Source organism: Enterococcus italicus DSM 15952 (genome assembly GCF_000185365.1).
Classification (GTDB): domain Bacteria; phylum Bacillota; class Bacilli; order Lactobacillales; family Enterococcaceae; genus Enterococcus_G; species Enterococcus_G italicus.
In genome coordinates this window covers 1,744,161-1,763,094 of record NZ_GL622241.1, presented here as the reverse complement: position 1 = coordinate 1,763,094, position 18,934 = coordinate 1,744,161, and the positions used below count along the sequence as shown (strand labels likewise).

Here is an 18,934-nt window from a genome sequence, read left to right as displayed (position 1 = left end):
TTAGTTGATGTGTTTTAGTTGATCGACTAGCATTTGTGCGATGGCTGGCTTGGTTTCAGCCTGTGCGACGATACCGTGTTCATTTAGCAAGTAGCCAATATGGTCATTACCGGCAATCGAAGTCAAGTCATTGGCCAATACAAAATCAGCTTGGCTTTTTTTACGACTTGCCTCTGCCACGGCGAACAGATCATCTTTTGAGACATCAACAAGTAATTTGAACCCAACCAAACACGTTTTGGGTTGAAGTGACTTAATCATCTGAATCACTTTCGGTGTTTTTTGTAGAAATAAGACTAAGTGATTGGTATTTGACGAGAGCTTTGTTTCATTTACTTCAGGCTTATTAGCCAAGAAGGTGGCCAACGACTCTTTGTCTAATGTTTGATTGGGATGGGCAAGATGCCACTGATTCATCTGTGTCAAAAATTGTTCCTCTGAGTAGACTGTTTCCGTCGTAAAGTCGCTGACGGCCATGCTATGGATGACCGCATCATAGACGTGTTCTTTCATGCATCGTTCAAGGGCTTGACTAAGTTCATACGTATCGTGAATGGTCGTCACGTGTAGCTTGCTTGATTCGTTGGGTTTAATGGCAGATGCGGATGCGATGACATCGACGGTTGCACCCGATTGTTCAAAAGCAGAAGCAATCAAGGTGCCTAATGTACCAGTGGCATGATTGGTAATCGACCGCACATCATCGATTTTTTCACTTGTACCACCCAGTGTGACTAAGATTCTCATTTTTTCACCTGGATAGAAATCAATGTTCTACCGCTGTGCGTCCCTGCAAGGAGTAGATCAGCCTGGGCTGGGATAGCCGATAAAGCAATCTCCGTCTGTGGAATCGCTGTGAGTAGCTCTTTGTGTGCTGCTAAAAAGTCCCAGATAGCTGCTCTTTTATCAATCGGTACTGCCACAGAATCAATCCCAATCAGCTGAACACTACGCAAGATAAATGGTAAAACAGTTGTTTCTAGTTGAATACCGCCAGCATTGCCACACAGAGCAGCTTTTCCGCCATAAGAAAGAGACGGTAGCAACTCACTGACGAATGGGCCACCGACTGTGTCGATAAGCACATCGATTGTTTGCTTGGCAAGGGGGCGTTTTTTTTCGGGTAGGACTTCTTCTGGGGTACAAATGCTTGTTGCACCACAGACAGTGAGCCATTGAGCCGTTTCTTTTTTGCGCGTGATGGCGGTAATGGATTGATAGCCTAGTGATGCAAGTAAACCAATCGCGGTACTAGCAACCCCCCCAGTTGCTCCTGTCACGAAGATAGATGCATTTTTTTTGACAGAGTCATCAATAACAGCCAAAACGGCCAATGCTGCGGTGAAGCCAGCGGTGCCAAAGAGCATACTTTCTTTTAAGGAAAGACGATCAGGTAGTCGCACGAGCCAGTCGGTAGGAACAACTTGTGCTTGGCTATAGCCACCAGGATGTGTCACTCCTAGACCAAAGCCAGTCACCAGTACTTTTTCTCCTATTGGCCACTGCGGGTCATGAGACGCGAGAATTTCACCGGCTAGATCAATGCCAGGCACCATTGGATAGTTACGGATAACGCCTCCGTTTTGTTTGGTTGCCAAGGCATCTTTATAGTTAAGGGAAGAATAATGGATTTTAACGATGACTTCATTTTCTTTGGGTTCAGCCAGCTGTCTATCTGTGACAGTCGCGAATACGTTTGCTTCTTGCTGAGTTACTTCTAATGCTTGGTAGGTTGTCATGAGTATGAGCCTCCTTGTTTCTTTCAATCATAGATATCACGAACATCATAACATATTTTCAAAACGGATTATTTATTTTCTATCGAATTTCTTTGAATCATTCATTCTTACAATTATATGCTTGTATTTTTTTCAAAAAAACCCTATTCTTATACAGTATGTTGTGCCATGAACAATAAAGCGAGAAAGACCGATATGGTATGTCTTCAATTACGTTTTGAAGCAATGACATATAATACACTGTATACAAGGAGGAAAAAAATGGGAAAACCAATCATTTCGTTTAACGATGTGGTCAAACGCTACGACGACGAGGATGTTCTAAAGAAAGTTAGCTTCGAGCTAGAAGAAGGAAAGTTTTATACGCTTCTTGGTCCGTCAGGTTGTGGCAAAACGACGATTCTGCGTATTATCGCCGGGTTTTCTGAGGCAACGGAAGGAGATGTTTTCTTTGAAGGAAAGCGAATCAATGATGTGCCTGCGAATCAACGCCAAGTAAATACGGTTTTTCAAGATTATGCTTTGTTTCCACATATGAATGTCTTTGATAATGTGGCTTTTGGTCTCAAAATCAAAAAAGTTCCCAAAAAAGAAATCGAGCAAAAGGTGAAACAGGCGCTTCGTCTCGTCCAACTCGGAGGATATGAGTCGCGAGAAATCAGCGAGATGTCTGGTGGGCAGCGTCAGCGGGTCGCCATTGCACGCGCAATTATTAACGAGCCGAAAGTTCTTTTGTTAGATGAACCATTGTCAGCATTAGACTTAAAGCTCCGTACAGATATGCAATATGAGTTAAGAGAATTACAACAACGACTAGGTATTACGTTTATCTTTGTGACCCACGATCAAGAAGAAGCGTTAGCGATGAGCGACGAGATTTTCGTCATCAATAAAGGAAAGATCGTTCAAAGTGGGACACCAGTGGATATTTACGATGAACCAATTAATCATTTTGTTGCTGACTTTGTCGGAGAATCCAATATTGTCAATGGGACAATGATTGAAGACAATGTGGTCGAATTTGTCGGCAAGCGGTTCGAATGTGTCGATGGTGGTATGCGGACCAATGAACCAGTCGAAGTAGTTATTCGGCCGGAAGACTTGAGTTTAACCACAGTTGATAAGGGAAAATTAGTTGTTAGAGTGGATACGCAGCTATTCAGAGGCGTACATTATGAAATCATTTGCTACGATGAGCAAGAAAATGAATGGATGGTTCACTCGACACGTAAAGCGGTCGAAGGTAGCCAAATTGGGCTAGCTTTCGAACCAGAAGACATTCATGTTATGCGTTTTAATGAGTCGGAAGAAGAGTTTGATGCACGACTTGAAAGTTATGAAGAATAGGGCGGGGGGAAAGAAATGAAAAAAATTCGTCGCGTGTATGCCGTCCCGTATTTTGTTTGGTTACTTTTGTTTGTGATTGCCCCAGTCTTGTTGATTGTCTATCAGTCATTCTTTAATATGGCCGGTCAAGTATCCTTGACCAACTATGCCACGTATTTTGCTTCAGGAAAATACCTGACCATGACAGTTAATTCTGTCTGGTATGCGTTTTTGATTACGATGATTACACTGGCTATTAGCTACCCAACTGCCTATTTTTTATCGAAGCTAAAGCATAAAAATTTGTGGCTATTGCTAATTATTTTACCAACCTGGGTCAATCTGTTGTTAAAAGCCTATGCCTTTATCGGTATTTTTGGCATTCATGGCAGCGTCAATAATTTCTTAAGCATCTTTGGCATTGGGCCAAAGCAAATATTGTTTACCGATTTTAGTTTTTTAGTCGTTGCTACGTATATCGAGTTGCCGTTTATGATCATGCCAATCTTTAATGCATTGGAGGAGTTAAATCCTTCATTGATTAGCGCCAGTCGTGATTTGGGTGCCAATTCATTTGAAACATTTCGACGCGTTGTTTTTCCACTGTCATTGAACGGTGTGAAAAGCGGTGTGCAAGCGGTGTTTATTCCTTCGCTTTCACTATTTATGCTGACTCGTTTGATTGGTGGAAATCGCGTGATTACACTAGGTACTGCGATTGAGCAACATTTCTTAGTCACTCAAAACTGGGGCATGGGTTCAACCATTGGCGTGGTGCTAATCATTGCGATGTTTATCGTAATGTTCTTTACGGGTGAATCTCGCAAAGGAGGAGTAAGAAAATGAAAAAAATAAAATGGTCGTATGTGTATCTCGTGCTCGTCTTTGCATTATTGTATGCACCTATCTTTTATTTGATTTTTTATTCTTTTAATGATGGTGGAACAATGAATCGCTTTACAGGCTTTACCTGGGACAATTATTTGTCTGTCTTTGAGGATACGCGCTTATTGATTATTGTCTTGGATACATTTATGTTGGCATTTCTTTCTTCTTTATTGGCCACTTTGATTGGCACGTTCGGGGCGATGGCCATTTACTATACGCCCAAGCGAAAAAGTCGAGCACTTCTTTTAGGGCTAAACAATATCTTATTAGTCTCACCAGATGTTATTATCGGTGCGAGTTTCTTGATTTTCTTTACGATGGTAGGCGCGGTGATTCGTGGTTTTAGTCTTGGGTTCTTTAGCGTCTTGCTTTCGCATATCGCTTTTAGTATTCCAATCGTGGTATTAATGGTGATGCCAAAACTACAAGAAATGAATGACTCGATGATTGATGCGGCAAGAGATTTAGGAGCGAATAATTTACAAGTCATTAAAAATATTGTTTTGCCATTTTTGTCACCGGGTATTATCGCCGGCTATTTTATGGCTTTTACGTATTCATTAGATGACTTTGCTGTGACATTTTTTGTTACCGGTAATGGCTTCTCAACACTCTCAGTCGAAATCTATTCACGGGCCCGCCAAGGAATCAGTTTGGAAATCAATGCATTAAGCACGTTAGTCTTCTTATTTTCGATGGTTCTTGTTGTCGGCTATTACTTCATTAGTAAAGATGACACGTCCAAACGCTCACGCAAACGTGATGTGGAGGTGGCTCCTTTACGATGAAAAAAATTACTTCACTTATTATCGGAATTGTATGCGTCATCCTTGTCCTGATGTTTGGTGCACACCAATTAGAAAAGTCGACAGGTATGGCGGGTGCGAAAGTCGTCAATATTTACAACTGGGGCGACTATATTGATCCAGCTTTAATTAAAAAGTTTGAAAAAGAATCAGGTTATAAAGTAAACTATGAAACATTTGATTCCAATGAAGCCATGTATACAAAGATTCAACAAGGCGGAACGGCGTATGATATAGCCATTCCGAGTGAATACATGATTCAAAAAATGATCAAAGCTAACTTGTTGATTCCCCTAGACCATAGTAAAATCAAAGGGTTATCGAATATTGGTGATTCCTTCTTAAATTTAGATTTTGATCCAGGTAATCAATACTCGATTCCCTATTTTTGGGGAACTCTAGGTATTGTCTACAATGACAAATTTGTGAATGCCGAAGATATGACTTCATGGAATGACTTGTGGCGTCCAGAATTAAAAGACAATATCATGTTAATTGATGGTGCACGCGAAATTATTGGGTTGGGGCTTAATAGTTTAGGTTATTCGGTCAATAGTAAAAATATGGACCAATTAAATCAAGCAGTCGCCAAACTTCGGACACTCACTCCAAACGTGAAAGCCATTGTGGCAGATGAAATCAAAATGTATATGGAAAATGAAGAGAGTGCAGTCGCGGTCACATTTTCTGGTGAAGCAGCGGATATGATGTATGAAAATAGTCATCTTCATTACGTGATTCCAAAAGAAGGCACCAATCTTTGGTCAGACAATATTGTGATTCCAAAAACATCCAAAAATCAAGAGGGCGCTTATGCGTTTATTAATTTCATGTTAGAGCCAAAAAATGCGGCACAAAATGCAGAGTACATTGGCTATTCAACACCAAATGAAGCGGCTATGAAATTAATGCCCAAAGAAGTTGTTGAAGATAAGCAATTCTATCCTACCAAAGAAATGATGGCTAAAATGGAAGTCTATCGTGACCTAGGTTCAAAATATCTAGGTATTTACAATGATTTATTTTTAGAATTGAAGATGTACAGAAAATAGCTATAAAACTCAGGAAGAGTGCGAATTTATCAACTACCTAGTAAGAAAAAAGCATCCTTTTTATCTTGAGTTTTCCAATAACATACCAAAAGCGGCTCTTTAGCCGCTTTTGGTATGTAGTATTATATTAGTGTTCATCGAATGCCAACTAAGTTGTGCAATTGTTATCAGTAAAGATACAAATATAGATAGACAGCTGAAAGCATCAGAGGGTATTTTTAAGGTTTTTACTGCTAAATAAGTGCTGAAGTCCATGGAACGTCTACAATTGCAAGATACGCTGAAGTATATTCGTGAAGAGGATATTGTTGTTACTGAATTAGATTGCATCAATTGACAAATGTCAAACCTAAATTCCCTCCATTGTTGCACTAAATATTAATAAAGTATTCCAATCAGCATTGGTATCGTATTTATATGCTAAAGAATATTTTTCAACATTATTTTCATAGCAAAAGTCTATAATTTTTTCTAATTCTTGTATACTTTGTCCTAAAAATACCGAATTTATTCGAATTTTTTTTACCTTGCCAATTTCTTGTGCGTTTTTTCCACTTATTTATACTATGAGATTTTCTCATTACTTGTTTATTAAACGTTCCAAAGCTTTGAGTCGAAAAAATAGGAGTTACATATTGAGATTTTTTTATGAATTCTAACATAGGTTTTTTCCAGCAAAGTCCTTGCATTACTTGTGATCGCGTTCACTTTTCTTCGTTTTATTCTTTTTTTATAAAATGCAAATACTTTCATTTAAGTAATGCAATAAAATTTTGCCCTACAAAGTATTGAGAGATACGTACAAATTTATCGCAAGTATGTCACGAGTTTCGAAATGTCTAGATAACCAGCCAATCGAAAGCTTCTGGGGCACTTTAAAAATAGAGCGTTACTACCTGAATAACTGACTAGAGAAGCTTTGGTCACAGCCGTGGAAGACTATATTCACTTCTACAATCACACACGAATCACAATAAAACACGACGGACTCACTCCGATGGAAATCAGAAGCAAGGCAGTCGCTTAAGTCTTTTTATTAACCTGTAAGAGGAGAGAGGGACTTTCTCTCCTCGCAAGGCCAGTTCGAGTGAAATTCTAACAATTTTTTCCTAACTACTTGCCCGGAGCGGTTCATTATCATGAAGTGTGCTAGTTTTTTATAAGAATGCATTGTTAGTCATACGTTAATTATTTTCATGGACAATTGTTTGAATCCACTTGCCTGATTTTATTAACTGATAGCCAATGCCACTTTTTAGTAGTTCTACCAGTTGGCAGAAGAGATAGACTAGGACAATGGACAGTGCAGTATGAGTACTTAAAAGGACGGCTAGTGGGAGCACGATGAAGCAAGTAAAGACACTATCGAATAAAAAGGTCAAAAAAGTTTGGCCGCCAGAGCGAAGTATAAAGTAACTTGCATGATTAAATGCGTACATCGGCATGCACAGTGCGGCGATGGCGATAAATTGGCTAGCTAAGCGCTTGACGGTCTGGTCCGTATGATAAATTTCTGGAAAGAAGGGGGCAATGACAAACATCAGTAAGCCGATAACTAGGCAGCTCACAACTGAAAAGAATAGTAGCTTGCGAGCAGTATCTTTGGCTTGCTCAGCTTGATTGGCTCCAAGTAATTGCCCGACCATTACAGCCACTGCGCTGCCTAATGCAACATAAACAATATTAAATAAATTTGAAACAGTTGATGAAATATTTAAGGATGCGATGACGGAAAGACCACGCACAGAGTAAGCTTGCATGATAAGTGTTTGTCCGATTGCCCAAAGAATTTCATTGGCCATCAGAGGCGATCCTTTTTTTAAAATATTTTTGATTAATTGCTTTGGAATGTGAAACTCACGATAGGCATGGAGAACAAATGGAGTCGTTGCTGCATGCTTGTGTACCCAAAAGACAGTGATGGCACATTCAATGATTCGTGCAATTAATGTGGAAATACCCGCTCCTACTACACCCAATCGTGGAAAGCCCATCAAGCCGAAAATCAATAAAAAGTTCAATAAGGTATTGGTTACAACAGCGATGCTACTGGCAAACATCGGTACTGTCGTCTTGCCCATCTCACGTAAGGAGCTAGCATAGGCTTGTGAACAGGCAAAAAATGGCAAGCTAAATAGGAGAATCAATAAAAATTCTTCGGCTGATTTTAGTGCCACGGCTAGTTCCTGTGAACGTGGGCTACCGTGTAAGTATAAAGAAATAAAAAAGTCTCGAAACGTATACAGGCCTAGCATAGCAATGAGGCAAATTATGGCATTGCCGATTACTTTAAAGCGAAAGGCATCGCGCATTCCGTGATAATCACGCTTGCCATAAAATTGTGTACCGAAGATACTACCGGCAGAGACTATGCCAAAAATACTTAAATTAAAGACGAAAATGAGCTGATTGACGATGGCTACGCCCGACATTTCAGCTGTTCCTAATTGTCCGACCATCAAATTATCTAATAAACCGACAAAGTTCGTGATGGCATTTTGAATCATCACGGGAATGGCGATAGTTAATAAGGTGCGGTAAAACTGTTTGGTTCCAATGAATCGCTTCATAATTACTCCGTTCTCAAGAGAATAGACCAGTCAACAAGTTGTTATCAAGTCTATTGTTTTGATTATTCTTCTAATGATTCTAATATCAGACTCTCTTGTTCCCATTCCTCTAGCAGGGTCATTTGTGCTTCTTGGGCTTCTTCTAATTGCTGATTTAGCTTTTGGAGCTGCACATGATCATCGAGGATGTCTGGATCGGCCATTTGAGTCTGGTAATTGGCGATGTCATCCTCTAATTTTGCTAATTGGTTTTCAATTTGCTCTACTTTGCGGCGCGCTTGGCGAAGTTGTTTTTGCTGCTCTTTTGACAATTGAAACGACTGCTTGCCTGCTGAAGGATTGACCTCTTCTTCTTGCTCGTCTTGCAACAAAGCCTGCAATTCTCGTTCTTCTTGTTTCTTTTCTAAGTAGTAATCATAGTCTCCTAGATACACTCTGGTCCCATTTTCAGAAAGCTCCACGACTTTGGTCGCGACCCGATTAATGAAGTATCGGTCATGGGAAACAAATAATAGTGTACCCTCATAATCAATCAAGGCATTTTCGAGGACTTCTTTGTTATCGATATCTAGGTGATTGGTCGGTTCATCCAAAATTAAAAAATTCTCTTGGTTCATCGCTAGCTTCGCCAAGGCGACCCGAGCTTTCTCACCACCACTTAGTAGAGGAATTGTTTTTTCTACATCTTGACCAGAAAATAAGAATCCGCCTAAGACATTACGAATTTCTACTTCTGGTGTGGTTGGATGTTCGTCCCATAGTTCTTGCAAGATAGTCTTATTAGAATGCAAGTCTGCTTGTCCTTGATCATAGTAGCCAATCGTTACATTGGTCCCTAGTTGTTCTTTTCCTCTGATGAACGGCAACTGATGGATAATGGATTTCAGAAGAGTTGATTTCCCAATTCCGTTTGGTCCGACTAGTGCGACAGCTTCCGTTTTACGGATATCAAGTTGAATGGGCTCCGCCAATACATGCTGGGCATCGTAGCCAATGGCGCCATCTTCGACTTGTAAGACGATATTACCAGAGGGCTTTTCGATAGCAAATAAAAAATGAGCAGATTTTTCATCGCCTTGAGGACGGTCTAGGCGATCCATTTTTTCTAATTGTTTGCGACGGCTTTGGGCCCGTTTAGTAGTAGAGGCACGTACGAGATTACGTGCGACGAAATCTTCAAGTTTGGCTATTTGGTCTTGTTGCTTTTCATATGCCTTCATCTCGCTAGTCAGTTGTTCGGCTTTCATCGTTAAATAGCGGCTATAATTTCCCTTATAGTGACGCATTTTGTGACGACTGATTTCATAGACTTCATTGACCACTTTATCTAGAAAATAGCGGTCATGCGAGACAATCAAAAGGGCGCCACTATATCCTTGCAGATACGACTCTAGCCAAGACAAGGTCGGGATGTCTAAGTGATTGGTCGGTTCATCAAGAATCAAGATATCTGGTTTTTGTAGGAGTAATTTTGCTAAAGCTAATCTAGTTTTTTGACCACCGGACAACGTTGCAATGGCTTTGTCATAAAAGGATGCATCAAATTGAAAGCCATGGAGGACGGACCGAATCTCATTTTCGTAGCCATACCCATTTTTTTCAGCAAATTCATGTTGTAGCTGATCGTATTCTTTTAATAGCCGAGCGTAGTTCGAGTCGCTGGGTGATATTTGACTAATGGCTAGTTCGACTTCGCGCATGCGAGCTTCCATTTTACGAACAGAAGAGAAGGCGTCTAGCATCTCTTCCCAGACCGTCTTATCAGAAATCAAGCCAGTATCTTGCGCCAAATAGCTAAGGGTGGCTTGTTTGTTTTTTGAAATTGTTCCTCGATCAGGTTCTTCAAGACCAGCGATGATTTTCAGCAAGGTCGATTTTCCCGCGCCATTTCTGCCTACTAAGCCTATCCGCGCGTGGCTGTCAATTTCCATTTGTATATTTTGAAACAATACATCTGCGCCAAAGAGACGAGCAATTTGCGCTACTTGTAATAAAATCATATGATCCCCACTTTAATTAATATTGTCTAATCAGATAGCCTTCCCTACAATAAAGGGATTTATCGCAAAACTAGTCTATCATATTTTCTAGATTAGCGCGACTTGAGAGACGAACATTCTTTAGAAAGTTGCAAGTTTCTGAGCAATCAAATTGCCTTTTTAAGATGAATTTTGTATGATGGATTTTGTACTAGTGAAGTTTTCACAAATGGAGGGTTTTAATTGAAAGACAATCAAATTCCAAAGGCGACAGCGAAACGCTTGCCTTTGTATTACCGTTACTTACGGATATTGAATAATGCAGGAAAGAAAAAAGTGTCTTCTACTGAATTAAGTGAAGCAGTGCAAGTTGACAGCGCAACGATTCGTCGGGATTTTTCTTACTTTGGTGAGTTAGGAAAGCGCGGATATGGTTATGATGTCCAAGACTTGATGCAGTTTTTTGCGAAAACATTAAATGACGATCAAATGACCAACGTTGCCTTAGTAGGGGTTGGGAATTTGGGAAGTGCCTTATTGAAATACAAATTTCATCAAAGCAATAGTATCCGTGTGAGTGCTGCGTTTGATGTGAATGATGATATTGTTGGTAGAATTGTCGATGGTATACCGGTTTACCCAATGAGCGACATGAAAGAGCAAATCGAAATCCAACAAATTGATATTGCGATTTTGACTGTTCCTGCGCAAAAATCTCAAGATGTCGTGAATACTCTAGTGGACGCAGGGATTAAGGGGATTTTGAACTTTACGCCAGCGCGTATCACAGCTCCAGAAGGCGTGCTAATCCAAAATGTAGACTTAACCAATGAATTACAAACACTGATTTATTTTCTACATTCAAACGAACCTTCCTTTGATGAAACAACTGAAGACTAATGGATAGACTGAGCCTAAAGTGTTGCATAGTAGCGCTTTAGGATCAGTTTTTTTAAATCTTAACTATTTCCAAAGTTTTGATAAAATAACTAGTTTCTTTTTCTAGTGAGACGTAAGATTCCTATGAGATATTTTTTATGAAGGAGCCGTTTTATGTTTCAATCAATCCCAAACTCATTGTCGCAAATGAGTATGATTTTTTTGTCTGTGGTCATCGAGGCATTGCCGTTTGTTTTAGTAGGTTGCCTGATTTCAGGCCTACTCCACGAATTTTTAAGTCCCGAAGTGGTCAAAAAATATGTACCAAAAAATCGCTTTTTAGCGATTTTACTAGGCTCTTTTATGGGTGTCTTTTTCCCATCTTGTGAGTGTGGCATCGTGCCGATTGTCAATCAGTTTGTCAAAAAAGATGTCCCCATATATACCGCTTTTCCATTTATGTTGACGGCACCAATCATCAATCCAATTGTTGTCTTTTCGACCTTTATTGCATTCAGTGATTCGTGGCGCTTTGTGTTTTTACGAGTTGGCGGCAGTATTTTTGTCTCGTTAGTTGTTGGGCTTTGGTTAGCGTATCTATATGAGGGGACACCTTTAAAAGAAGAACCGCATCACAACGAGCAAAGAGAAAAGCATAGGCATCACCATGAGGATTGCACGCTGCCTAACGAAAAGAAGACAAGTGTAGGTAAAAAAATCATTCAATTTCTAGAGCATAGCTTAGATGAATTTTTCGATACAGGCCGCTACTTGATAATTGGAGCGTTAATCGCATCGTCATTGCAGGTGTACCTACCGACAAGTGTTATGCTTACATTAGGCTCCACTAAATTATTAGCAATTGGTGTAATGTTAGTATTAGCTGTTGTGATGTCGTTGTGTTCAGAAGCAGATGCTTTTATTGGCGCGAGTCTGTTGAGTTTGTTTGGTGTGGCACCAGTTGTTGCATTTTTGGTTTTTGGTCCAATGGTAGATATTAAAAATTTGTTGATGATGAAACGATATTTTGGTGGCAAATTTATCGTTCAGTTGGTGTTAGTGATCGCAAGTTTGGTTACGATTTTTGCATGGGTGGTGTAGACAATGATTCGGTTTTTTATTTTGTTAGGGTATAGTCAGCTAATGATGTATTTGCAATTAACTGGCAAATTAGATCAATTCATTAATACCCATTACCAGTATTTAGCAATACTTTCTATGGTGCTTTCCTTTATCCTCGCATTGGTTCAATTGTATGTTTGGGTAACCAATGATCCCAAAGAGCATCGCCATCCGCATCTTCACAATCATACGCATGTGATGAGTCGAAAACAAAAGATAGGTGCCTATTGTTTACTCAGCATTCCGTTAATGGTGGGCTTTTTATTCCCTACCGTCAGTTTGGATACAACCATCGTTCAAGCAAAAGGTTTTCAGTTTCCGATAAGCAAAGAGTCAGTCGGTGATCCCGAAATGAATACACAATATTTGCAACCGAATACAAGTATTTACTTCAACAAAGAAGATTATCAAAAACAAATGGACAAATTAAAAGAAAAATATGGCTCGACCGGTACAGTAGCGGTCACGGATGAGAATTATCTAGAAGTGATGGAGCTCATTTATAACTACCCGAGTGAATTTACTGGGCGCAAGATCCACTACGAAGGATTTATCTTTAATGCCCCAAAGAATCAAGGTACGTTTCTGTTTCGCTTTGGGATTATTCATTGTGTGGCAGACTCTGGGGTATTTGGTCTGCGGATTATATTACCACAAGGAACGACGGTTAAAGACAACGAATGGATTCAAGTTGAAGGAACGATTGAATTGGATTATTATGAACACTTGCAACGCGACTTGCCGACTGTAAATGTATCAAAAATAACCAAGATTGCGACGCCAAAGAATGAATATGTCTATCGTTCGTTCTAGAATCAAGTAAAATATTATTTTTCTATTAGTTTGAACCAGATATAATTGTAGTTTGCAAAAATGTTTAGTACAATAGGTAAGTAGGAAACGGATTTTTTTATGAAAGAGGTGTTGTACCATGGGGTTTACAGATAAAACAGTTCGCTTTGATTTTGACGATAATCGAAAAAGAGAAGTGAGTGAGACATTAGCAGTTGTCTATCGTGCGTTAGAGGAAAAAGGATACAATCCGATTAATCAAATCGTAGGGTATTTGCTCTCTGGCGACCCTGCCTACATTCCTCGTTATCAAGATGCTCGTAATTTGATTCGCAGATATGAACGAGATGAGTTATTAGAAGTTCTCATTCGAGATTATTTAAAGAATCACGGAGTCGATTTATAATGAGAATTATGGGATTAGATGTGGGTTCACGTACTGTTGGGATTGCAGTCAGCGATCCGATGGGGTGGACAGCGCAAGGAATCGAAATCATCAAGATCAATGAAGACGAAGATAATTTTGGATTTGATCGCGTGAAGGAACTAGCTGATCAATATGAGATTGGTCATTTTGTTGTAGGTTTACCAAAAAATATGAATAATACCATTGGCCCTAGAGCAGAAGCATCCATGTCTTATGGTGAAAAGTTGGAACAACTATTTGGTCTGCCTGTTTCGTATCAAGATGAGCGTTTGACGACAGTGCAAGCTGAGCGGATGCTAATTGAACAAGCGAATGCATCCAGAGCAAAACGAAAGAAAGTCATCGATAAACTAGCTGCAGTGATGATACTTCAAAATTTTCTGGATGGTAGCGGCAAAAAAATCTTTGAATTATAAGAAACGAGGGAAACGAAATGACAGAACATACACATGATCATGACCACGAAGGACATGAGCACATTACACTAGTTGACGACGAGGGCAACGAAACATTATACGAAATCTTGTTAACGATTGATGGACAAGAAGAATTTGGTCGGAATTACGTCCTACTTTATCCAGCAGGTGTGCCGGAAGAAGAGGATGTAGAATTATTAGCCTATGCCTACGTTGAAAAAGAAGACGGTATGGAAGGTGACTTGCAACAAATCGAAACGGATCAAGAATGGGATATGATTGAAGAAGTATTCAATACGTTCATGGCTGAAGAAGAAGCAGAATAGAAATAAGTAGGAGAAACCTTGATACAAAAAGGTTTCTCCTTTTTTATTTGCTTATTGAATGCCATATTGAATGCCATCAGTTAAAAATTCAAATGTTTTACGAGTTTCTCAACCGTTTTTTCTTTGGTTTCTTTAGCTAAGTGACCATATACATCTAGCGTTTGAGAAATTTTTGTATGCCGTAAACGTTCTTGGACTTCTTTCATTGTTGCACCGCTATCCAGTAAAAGAGAAGCGTGTGTGTGTCTTGTGGAATGTACTCCTAAGAATGGCACATTAGCTTCTTTTGTGATTGTGATTAAACGTGCATATATTGGCATGGTGGTTTATAGTCTGTTTGTAAATACCACAAAAAATTGTAGTTGGTTCAGTAATGCCCAAAGTCAGCATATATTTTCTTTGGTTTATTTGCCATTTCTTTAATTTATTGATTGTTGTAGCGTCTAGAATCAAAGTAGCATTACTTGCAGCGGTCTTAGTGGTAGATACCTTATAACCGTTTTTCGTTTGGCTTAGTGTCTTGTTGATTGTGACCGTTTGATTATTGAAATCAATATCCGACCAATTAAGCGCTAGAGCTTCACTGATACGGCAGCCGCTATAAATCAAGAAACGAAACAGAATATTGTTAAAATCGTTATTGTAGCTTGGTTTGGTATTGTCTAAGTAGTGGAATAACTCTTTTAATTCTTGCTTAGTATATACCTTGATTTTTTCAGTTCGTGGCGCTTCTTTGATACGTTTAGGCATTAGAACATACTCTAGTGGGTTACGGTCTATGATACCTAGGTTAATAGCATACTTGAATACACGACTAGCGCTAGAGTGAAGCACTCTATACTAATCGGTAGTCTTTGCCCAGTGATTGACAATTTTTTTGAGCGGTGGAAACGTCAATTTCTTTTATTCTCATGTGGCCATATTTTGGCAATATCCACTTATCAAACTTGATTTTTGTTTTAATGAACGTTACTTCTTTCACAGTCGTTTGATAAGTTTCAAGCCACAACTCAAAGACTTCTTTAAAAGTCTGTTTAGAATCCTTTTGCAATTCGTTGTTCTCGAAGTCCACTTGAAGCCTTAGCAGCGCAGGTTGGGCTTCTTTTTTTGTCTTAAAATTGCGCCTAGTAGTCTTTACAGGCTTACCAGTAGCAGAATTTACACCGAGATAGGCTTGAAACTGCCATGCTTCAGTGCCATCTTTTCTATTATATTTTTTAAATGTTGCCATTATTTTTCCCTCCGTACTATGCGTGGGGGCAAGTGGGGGGTTAATCTTATAGTTCTTTTAAAATATTTTCTAATTGATAAGAAGATAATTTTTCAAACGTATTTTTGTATGCTTCAAAACGCTTTTGAATTTCTTCTTCAATTTCTTCTTGTGATTGCATATTCGAAATTTTCCAATCTAAAAAATCAAACTCAGTAAACCTATCTGTATCGGAAAATAGTTTTGAAAATAAATCAAAGAATTCTTTGTTATCTTTTTCCTTTTGTACAATATTTTGGAAACTGATAATAGATTTTTTTATTTCATCATTGCTCGCATTTTTTTTCATATTATCTAATGAATTTGAAAACATGGCATCTAATGATTTTCCAGAATACAATAAATCAGTTACAGGAACGTTTAATTTTTTGCGATCTTTTCTATTGTATCTATGCTAAGAGACTTTCTATTGTGCTCTAAATCGCTTAAATATGTTCTGGAAATTCCAATATCTTTCGCAAATTTAGTTTGATTTTTCTTTGCTTTCTTTCTTAGAACTTTCAAATTTTCTCCAATTGACATCAATTCACCCCTTTCTAAAAAAAATGACGCCGATAGTTGTCGATTAAAGTTTTTTTTTAAAACTATGTGACACCGATAGGATTCAATAATTGAATAAGATAACCGAGAGACTTGTAGGAAAGCCCTACACGATCTGTAAGCTTAAATGCAAAGGGTGGCTATCTAAACGAGCGAGACTTGAAGCAAGTCCCTATTGTTGCATCAAGAGAAAAGCCGTTTGGGTTGTATATCGCTAGTGATGAAGAACAATTTAGTAAAGGAATTGCAGCCTTTGAAAATCAATCTAAGACGATGCAGAAAAACGCCGAGCAGTTACGCAATACACACCTTAAATTTGGAAGATGCTAAACAATCGGCTACGTTCAACATTCGTCTAAGTATCAACAATTTTCGGCATTAGTAGACGATATTTCTCAAGCAATGGGGCAAGATTCAGAAATCAATCTAGCATTTTAAATACAAATAAAGTCGCTTTCTTTTAATAGAGAGCGGCTTTTTTTTATGTTATTATTTTCATTATTTTTTAATAAGCGATATAATTATTTCAAACATAGAAAGGATGATTTAAAATGGAAAAAAGAAGTAGTTTTAATTGGCCTTATTTTTTAATGGGAGTATTGTTTGTATTGGTTTCTTTATTTGCGTTTCAAGATGTAACAGGTAGTTTGGTAGCAATCGTTTATTTGTTCGCAATACTTGCTATTATTAAAGGGGTTTTTGAACTGTTTTTCAGACGTAAATTACATGAATTTACAAATCAAAAATCAACTTTATTAATCGTGCTAGGTATTCTTGATTTAATCATTGGTATTTTCTTGTTCTTTAACGTAGAAATTGGATTGCTAACGTTACCATTTATTTTTGCAATTTGGTTTATTGTAGATTCTGTTATCAATTTGGCAGAAGCAGATATTTTCAAAAGTGCTAGTAAAGGTTATTACTGGTTTGTAGTCATTTTAAATATTATCGGAATTATTTTGGGAGTTATGCTATTCTTTAATCCTATCGTTTCAGCATTTACTTTAGCCTTTTTAGTAGGTTTTTATTTAATGATGATTGGTATTTCTTTAATCGCATTTGCATTTTAAAAAAATGCTCCCCAAGCGCAATGATATTTATTGACCCACACAGTGACCCACATATCATTAATTAAATATGAGTTTGTATGATGTAAAGTTACTGATAATCATTAAATTATTGTTATTATAATAGGCTTCGTAATTCGTTGAAATTAAAACGTCATTCATGACTGAAGAAGAATAAAAAAAAATGAAAAAAGCTAACTTCAAGTATACTTGGATTTAGCTTTTTCATTTTGAGAAGCAATATGAGGAGAATGATTTTTGGAAAACACAAAAAAACAGTTATGGATTTTAGTGACGGTCTGTTTGTTTACATTTATGTCCGTGTTGGACTCAAGTATCGTAAATATTGCATTACCGACAATTAGTAAAGAGTTAGAAATTACGTTGACTCATAGTGAATGGATTGTTTCTAGCTATTTATTAGTCATTTGTTGTAGCTTGTTACTTTACGGTAAGCTAGGTGACACCTTTGGAAAGGCAAAAATTTTTAAAATCGGTGGCATTATTTTTATTATTGGTTCGGCTTTATGTGGATTTAGCAATAGTTTACCAATGCTTGTTGTTTCCCGGATTATCCAAGCGGCAGGATCAGGTATGACCATGAGTAACAGTAATGGCATCATCACTGAGACGTTTGCTCCGAATCAGCGGGGGCGTGCACTTGGAATGGTGGGAGCTTTTGTTTCGCTGGGTGCGATTACTGGTCCTGGTTTAGGTGGGTTATTATTGGCTCAGTTTTCATGGAACTCGATTTTTCTAGTAAATGTACCAATTGGTATATTCGGTATTTTGTTGGGCCATCGAATTTTACCTGTCCAAAAAAGAGTGGGCAAAGGAACAATCGACTACCTTGGTTTTATTTTACTTGCACTAACGATTTTGTCTATGTATGCAAGCATTCAATTTATCCAAAGTGGCAATATTTTCCAATGGCCTGTCATTATTTTGACTGGGTTGTTTTTAGGTAGCTGTTATTTTTTCCTACATTGGGAAAAACGAATAGAGAAACCTTTGCTACAGTTGTCACTCTTTTCGAATAAAATTTTTTCGGAGAGTTTGCTCAGTGCTTTTTTAGTGTTTATTTCCGCCTTTTTTTACACGATGATTATGCGATTTTATTTGCAAGATATTAAAGGATACACAGCGAGTGATGCTGGTCTGATTATGATGGTTTTTCCAATTGTGCAAGTTATTTTGGCGCCAATCGCGGGTTATTTAGCCGATCGTTATGATAAAAGAAAGCTAACAATTCTCGGGCTATTTTTATTAACACTAGGACAAGCTAGTTATTTTCTTTGGCAATTAGATACACCTCTAACGATTATTATTCCGTCTATTGTATTGTCTTCGATTGGAAATTCATTTTTTCAAGCGCCAAACAATACAGTCATAATGAATGCAGTAGATACAAAGTTTTTAGGAATTGCAGGCGCACTGAACGCCTTGGCTAGGAATTTAGGTATGGTATTAGGTGTCGCATTATCAACATTGATATTAACAGTATCGATTACTCAAATGAATGGCAAGGCCGTAACAAGTCTAACAGCCAATCCAAGTTACTTCTTTCAAGGCATGCACTTGGCATTTGGTTTTTCTGCTATCCTTTGTACAATTGCCTTTTTGTTGACACTTTTTTCGGCAAAAAAATCCAAAAAATAGACACGGTACATAACTAATATTGTGCTGTTAAATCTGAATAAAAGCTCGGTTAGACGCAAAAAAAAACAGCACATCC

20 protein-coding genes and 1 pseudogene are annotated in these 18,934 nt (G+C 38.3%); 14 read left to right on the top strand and 7 right to left on the bottom strand.

Annotated features, from left to right (window positions below; all coding sequences use genetic code 11):
* Together coaB and HMPREF9088_RS08230 are read right to left on the bottom strand one after the other, a co-directional pair.
* The gene (gene coaB, locus HMPREF9088_RS08235) at positions 1-747 is read right to left on the bottom strand and encodes a phosphopantothenate--cysteine ligase (RefSeq protein ID WP_007208746.1); all 747 of its coding nucleotides are present in this window, start codon (positions 745-747) and stop codon (positions 1-3) included.
* Positions 744-1,739, bottom strand: a complete 996-nt coding sequence (locus HMPREF9088_RS08230; protein ID WP_007208745.1) for a YhdH/YhfP family quinone oxidoreductase — start codon at positions 1,737-1,739, stop codon at positions 744-746. Before HMPREF9088_RS08230 ends, coaB begins: the two co-directional genes overlap by 4 nt.
* Positions 1,740-2,000: 261 nt before the next feature.
* Between HMPREF9088_RS08230 and HMPREF9088_RS08225 the strand changes: the two genes are divergently transcribed.
* The 5 genes from HMPREF9088_RS08225 (at position 2,001) to HMPREF9088_RS12695 (ending at position 6,838) form a co-directional block, all read left to right on the top strand.
* Positions 2,001-3,086 carry an ABC transporter ATP-binding protein gene (locus HMPREF9088_RS08225; RefSeq protein ID WP_040366858.1) on the top strand — a complete coding sequence of 362 codons (1,086 nt, stop codon included), beginning with the start codon at positions 2,001-2,003 and terminating at the stop codon, positions 3,084-3,086.
* A 15-nt stretch (positions 3,087-3,101) separates the two neighbouring features.
* Complete coding sequence (locus HMPREF9088_RS08220) at positions 3,102-3,911, top strand: ABC transporter permease (RefSeq protein ID WP_007208743.1); 810 nt, start codon at positions 3,102-3,104, stop codon at positions 3,909-3,911.
* Entirely contained in the window at positions 3,908-4,741 is an 834-nt protein-coding gene (locus HMPREF9088_RS08215; RefSeq protein ID WP_007208742.1) for an ABC transporter permease, read from the top strand. The genes HMPREF9088_RS08220 and HMPREF9088_RS08215 overlap by 4 nt, the downstream gene beginning before the upstream one ends.
* Positions 4,738-5,811, top strand: a complete 1,074-nt coding sequence (locus HMPREF9088_RS08210; RefSeq protein ID WP_007208741.1) for an ABC transporter substrate-binding protein — start codon at positions 4,738-4,740, stop codon at positions 5,809-5,811. Before HMPREF9088_RS08215 ends, HMPREF9088_RS08210 begins: the two co-directional genes overlap by 4 nt.
* Before the next feature lie 919 nt (positions 5,812-6,730).
* Positions 6,731-6,838 carry an IS3 family transposase gene (locus HMPREF9088_RS12695; RefSeq protein WP_169309448.1) on the top strand — a complete coding sequence of 36 codons (108 nt, stop codon included), beginning with the start codon at positions 6,731-6,733 and terminating at the stop codon, positions 6,836-6,838.
* A gap of 157 nt (positions 6,839-6,995) precedes the next feature.
* Here HMPREF9088_RS12695 and HMPREF9088_RS08200 read toward each other — a convergent pair whose 3' ends face one another.
* Positions 6,996-8,381 carry an MATE family efflux transporter gene (locus HMPREF9088_RS08200; protein ID WP_007208739.1) on the bottom strand — a complete coding sequence of 462 codons (1,386 nt, stop codon included), beginning with the start codon at positions 8,379-8,381 and terminating at the stop codon, positions 6,996-6,998.
* Between the two features lie 62 nt (positions 8,382-8,443).
* The gene (locus HMPREF9088_RS08195) at positions 8,444-10,381 is read right to left on the bottom strand and encodes an ABC-F family ATP-binding cassette domain-containing protein (protein WP_007208738.1); all 1,938 of its coding nucleotides are present in this window, start codon (positions 10,379-10,381) and stop codon (positions 8,444-8,446) included.
* Positions 10,382-10,603: 222 nt separating this feature from the next.
* On the opposite strand from HMPREF9088_RS08195, the gene HMPREF9088_RS08190 reads away from it, so the two are divergent.
* The 6 genes from HMPREF9088_RS08190 (at position 10,604) to HMPREF9088_RS08165 (ending at position 14,322) form a co-directional block, all read left to right on the top strand.
* Complete coding sequence (locus tag HMPREF9088_RS08190) at positions 10,604-11,260, top strand: redox-sensing transcriptional repressor Rex (protein ID WP_007208737.1); 657 nt, start codon at positions 10,604-10,606, stop codon at positions 11,258-11,260.
* A gap of 153 nt (positions 11,261-11,413) precedes the next feature.
* The gene (locus tag HMPREF9088_RS08185; RefSeq protein ID WP_007208736.1) at positions 11,414-12,340 is read left to right on the top strand and encodes a permease; all 927 of its coding nucleotides are present in this window, start codon (positions 11,414-11,416) and stop codon (positions 12,338-12,340) included.
* 3 nt (positions 12,341-12,343) lie between these two features.
* Positions 12,344-13,174, top strand: coding sequence for a TIGR03943 family putative permease subunit (locus tag HMPREF9088_RS08180; RefSeq protein WP_007208735.1), 831 nt, complete (start codon positions 12,344-12,346; stop codon positions 13,172-13,174).
* 118 nt (positions 13,175-13,292) lie between these two features.
* Positions 13,293-13,559 (top strand): IreB family regulatory phosphoprotein, encoded by a 267-nt coding sequence (locus tag HMPREF9088_RS08175; RefSeq protein WP_007208734.1) that lies wholly within the window; start codon positions 13,293-13,295, stop codon positions 13,557-13,559.
* Positions 13,559-13,996 (top strand): Holliday junction resolvase RuvX, encoded by a 438-nt coding sequence (gene ruvX / locus HMPREF9088_RS08170; RefSeq protein WP_007208733.1) that lies wholly within the window; start codon positions 13,559-13,561, stop codon positions 13,994-13,996. The genes HMPREF9088_RS08175 and ruvX overlap by 1 nt, the downstream gene beginning before the upstream one ends.
* A 17-nt stretch (positions 13,997-14,013) precedes the next feature.
* Positions 14,014-14,322 carry a DUF1292 domain-containing protein gene (locus HMPREF9088_RS08165; RefSeq protein ID WP_007208732.1) on the top strand — a complete coding sequence of 103 codons (309 nt, stop codon included), beginning with the start codon at positions 14,014-14,016 and terminating at the stop codon, positions 14,320-14,322.
* 80 nt (positions 14,323-14,402) lie between these two features.
* On the opposite strand, the pseudogene HMPREF9088_RS08160 reads toward HMPREF9088_RS08165, so the two are convergent.
* The 3 genes and pseudogenes from HMPREF9088_RS08160 to HMPREF9088_RS11705 all read right to left on the bottom strand — a co-directional run bounded on the left by HMPREF9088_RS08160 (position 14,403) and on the right by HMPREF9088_RS11705 (position 16,114).
* Positions 14,403-15,553, bottom strand: a pseudogene (locus tag HMPREF9088_RS08160) (tyrosine-type recombinase/integrase).
* Between the two features lie 46 nt (positions 15,554-15,599).
* Entirely contained in the window at positions 15,600-15,932 is a 333-nt protein-coding gene (locus HMPREF9088_RS08155; protein WP_071859062.1) for a hypothetical protein, read from the bottom strand.
* Between the two features lie 20 nt (positions 15,933-15,952).
* Positions 15,953-16,114 carry a helix-turn-helix domain-containing protein gene (locus HMPREF9088_RS11705; RefSeq protein ID WP_007208727.1) on the bottom strand — a complete coding sequence of 54 codons (162 nt, stop codon included), beginning with the start codon at positions 16,112-16,114 and terminating at the stop codon, positions 15,953-15,955.
* 177 nt (positions 16,115-16,291) lie between these two features.
* Here HMPREF9088_RS11705 and HMPREF9088_RS11700 point away from each other — a divergent pair, with 177 nt between their 5' ends.
* From HMPREF9088_RS11700 to HMPREF9088_RS08145, 3 genes are all read left to right on the top strand, one after another.
* Positions 16,292-16,462: a hypothetical protein gene (locus HMPREF9088_RS11700; RefSeq protein WP_007208726.1), complete on the top strand. Its 171-nt coding sequence runs from the start codon at positions 16,292-16,294 to the stop codon at positions 16,460-16,462.
* Between the two features lie 221 nt (positions 16,463-16,683).
* A complete protein-coding gene (locus tag HMPREF9088_RS08150) occupies positions 16,684-17,202 on the top strand; it encodes an HdeD family acid-resistance protein (protein WP_007208725.1) in 519 nt (172 codons plus the stop codon).
* Between the two features lie 255 nt (positions 17,203-17,457).
* Positions 17,458-18,858, top strand: a complete 1,401-nt coding sequence (locus HMPREF9088_RS08145) for an MFS transporter (protein ID WP_007208724.1) — start codon at positions 17,458-17,460, stop codon at positions 18,856-18,858.
* The last annotated feature ends 76 nt before the right edge of the window (positions 18,859-18,934 follow it).

Coding starts and splice junctions, on each gene's coding strand:
- HMPREF9088_RS08150 (WP_007208725.1), top strand. CDS start 16,684: ATGGAAAAAAGAAGTAGTTTTAATTGGCCTTATTTTTTAATGGGAGTA.
- HMPREF9088_RS11705 (WP_007208727.1), bottom strand. CDS start 16,114: ATGTCAATTGGAGAAAATTTGAAAGTTCTAAGAAAGAAAGCAAAGAAA.
- HMPREF9088_RS08165 (WP_007208732.1), top strand. CDS start 14,014: ATGACAGAACATACACATGATCATGACCACGAAGGACATGAGCACATT.
- coaB (WP_007208746.1), bottom strand. CDS start 747: ATGAGAATCTTAGTCACACTGGGTGGTACAAGTGAAAAAATCGATGAT.
- HMPREF9088_RS08200 (WP_007208739.1), bottom strand. CDS start 8,381: ATGAAGCGATTCATTGGAACCAAACAGTTTTACCGCACCTTATTAACT.
- HMPREF9088_RS08225 (WP_040366858.1), top strand. CDS start 2,001: ATGGGAAAACCAATCATTTCGTTTAACGATGTGGTCAAACGCTACGAC.
- HMPREF9088_RS08185 (WP_007208736.1), top strand. CDS start 11,414: ATGTTTCAATCAATCCCAAACTCATTGTCGCAAATGAGTATGATTTTT.
- HMPREF9088_RS08220 (WP_007208743.1), top strand. CDS start 3,102: ATGAAAAAAATTCGTCGCGTGTATGCCGTCCCGTATTTTGTTTGGTTA.
- HMPREF9088_RS08210 (WP_007208741.1), top strand. CDS start 4,738: ATGAAAAAAATTACTTCACTTATTATCGGAATTGTATGCGTCATCCTT.
- HMPREF9088_RS08195 (WP_007208738.1), bottom strand. CDS start 10,381: ATGATTTTATTACAAGTAGCGCAAATTGCTCGTCTCTTTGGCGCAGAT.
- ruvX (WP_007208733.1), top strand. CDS start 13,559: ATGAGAATTATGGGATTAGATGTGGGTTCACGTACTGTTGGGATTGCA.
- HMPREF9088_RS08215 (WP_007208742.1), top strand. CDS start 3,908: ATGAAAAAAATAAAATGGTCGTATGTGTATCTCGTGCTCGTCTTTGCA.
- HMPREF9088_RS08175 (WP_007208734.1), top strand. CDS start 13,293: ATGGGGTTTACAGATAAAACAGTTCGCTTTGATTTTGACGATAATCGA.
- HMPREF9088_RS08180 (WP_007208735.1), top strand. CDS start 12,344: ATGATTCGGTTTTTTATTTTGTTAGGGTATAGTCAGCTAATGATGTAT.
- HMPREF9088_RS08230 (WP_007208745.1), bottom strand. CDS start 1,739: ATGACAACCTACCAAGCATTAGAAGTAACTCAGCAAGAAGCAAACGTA.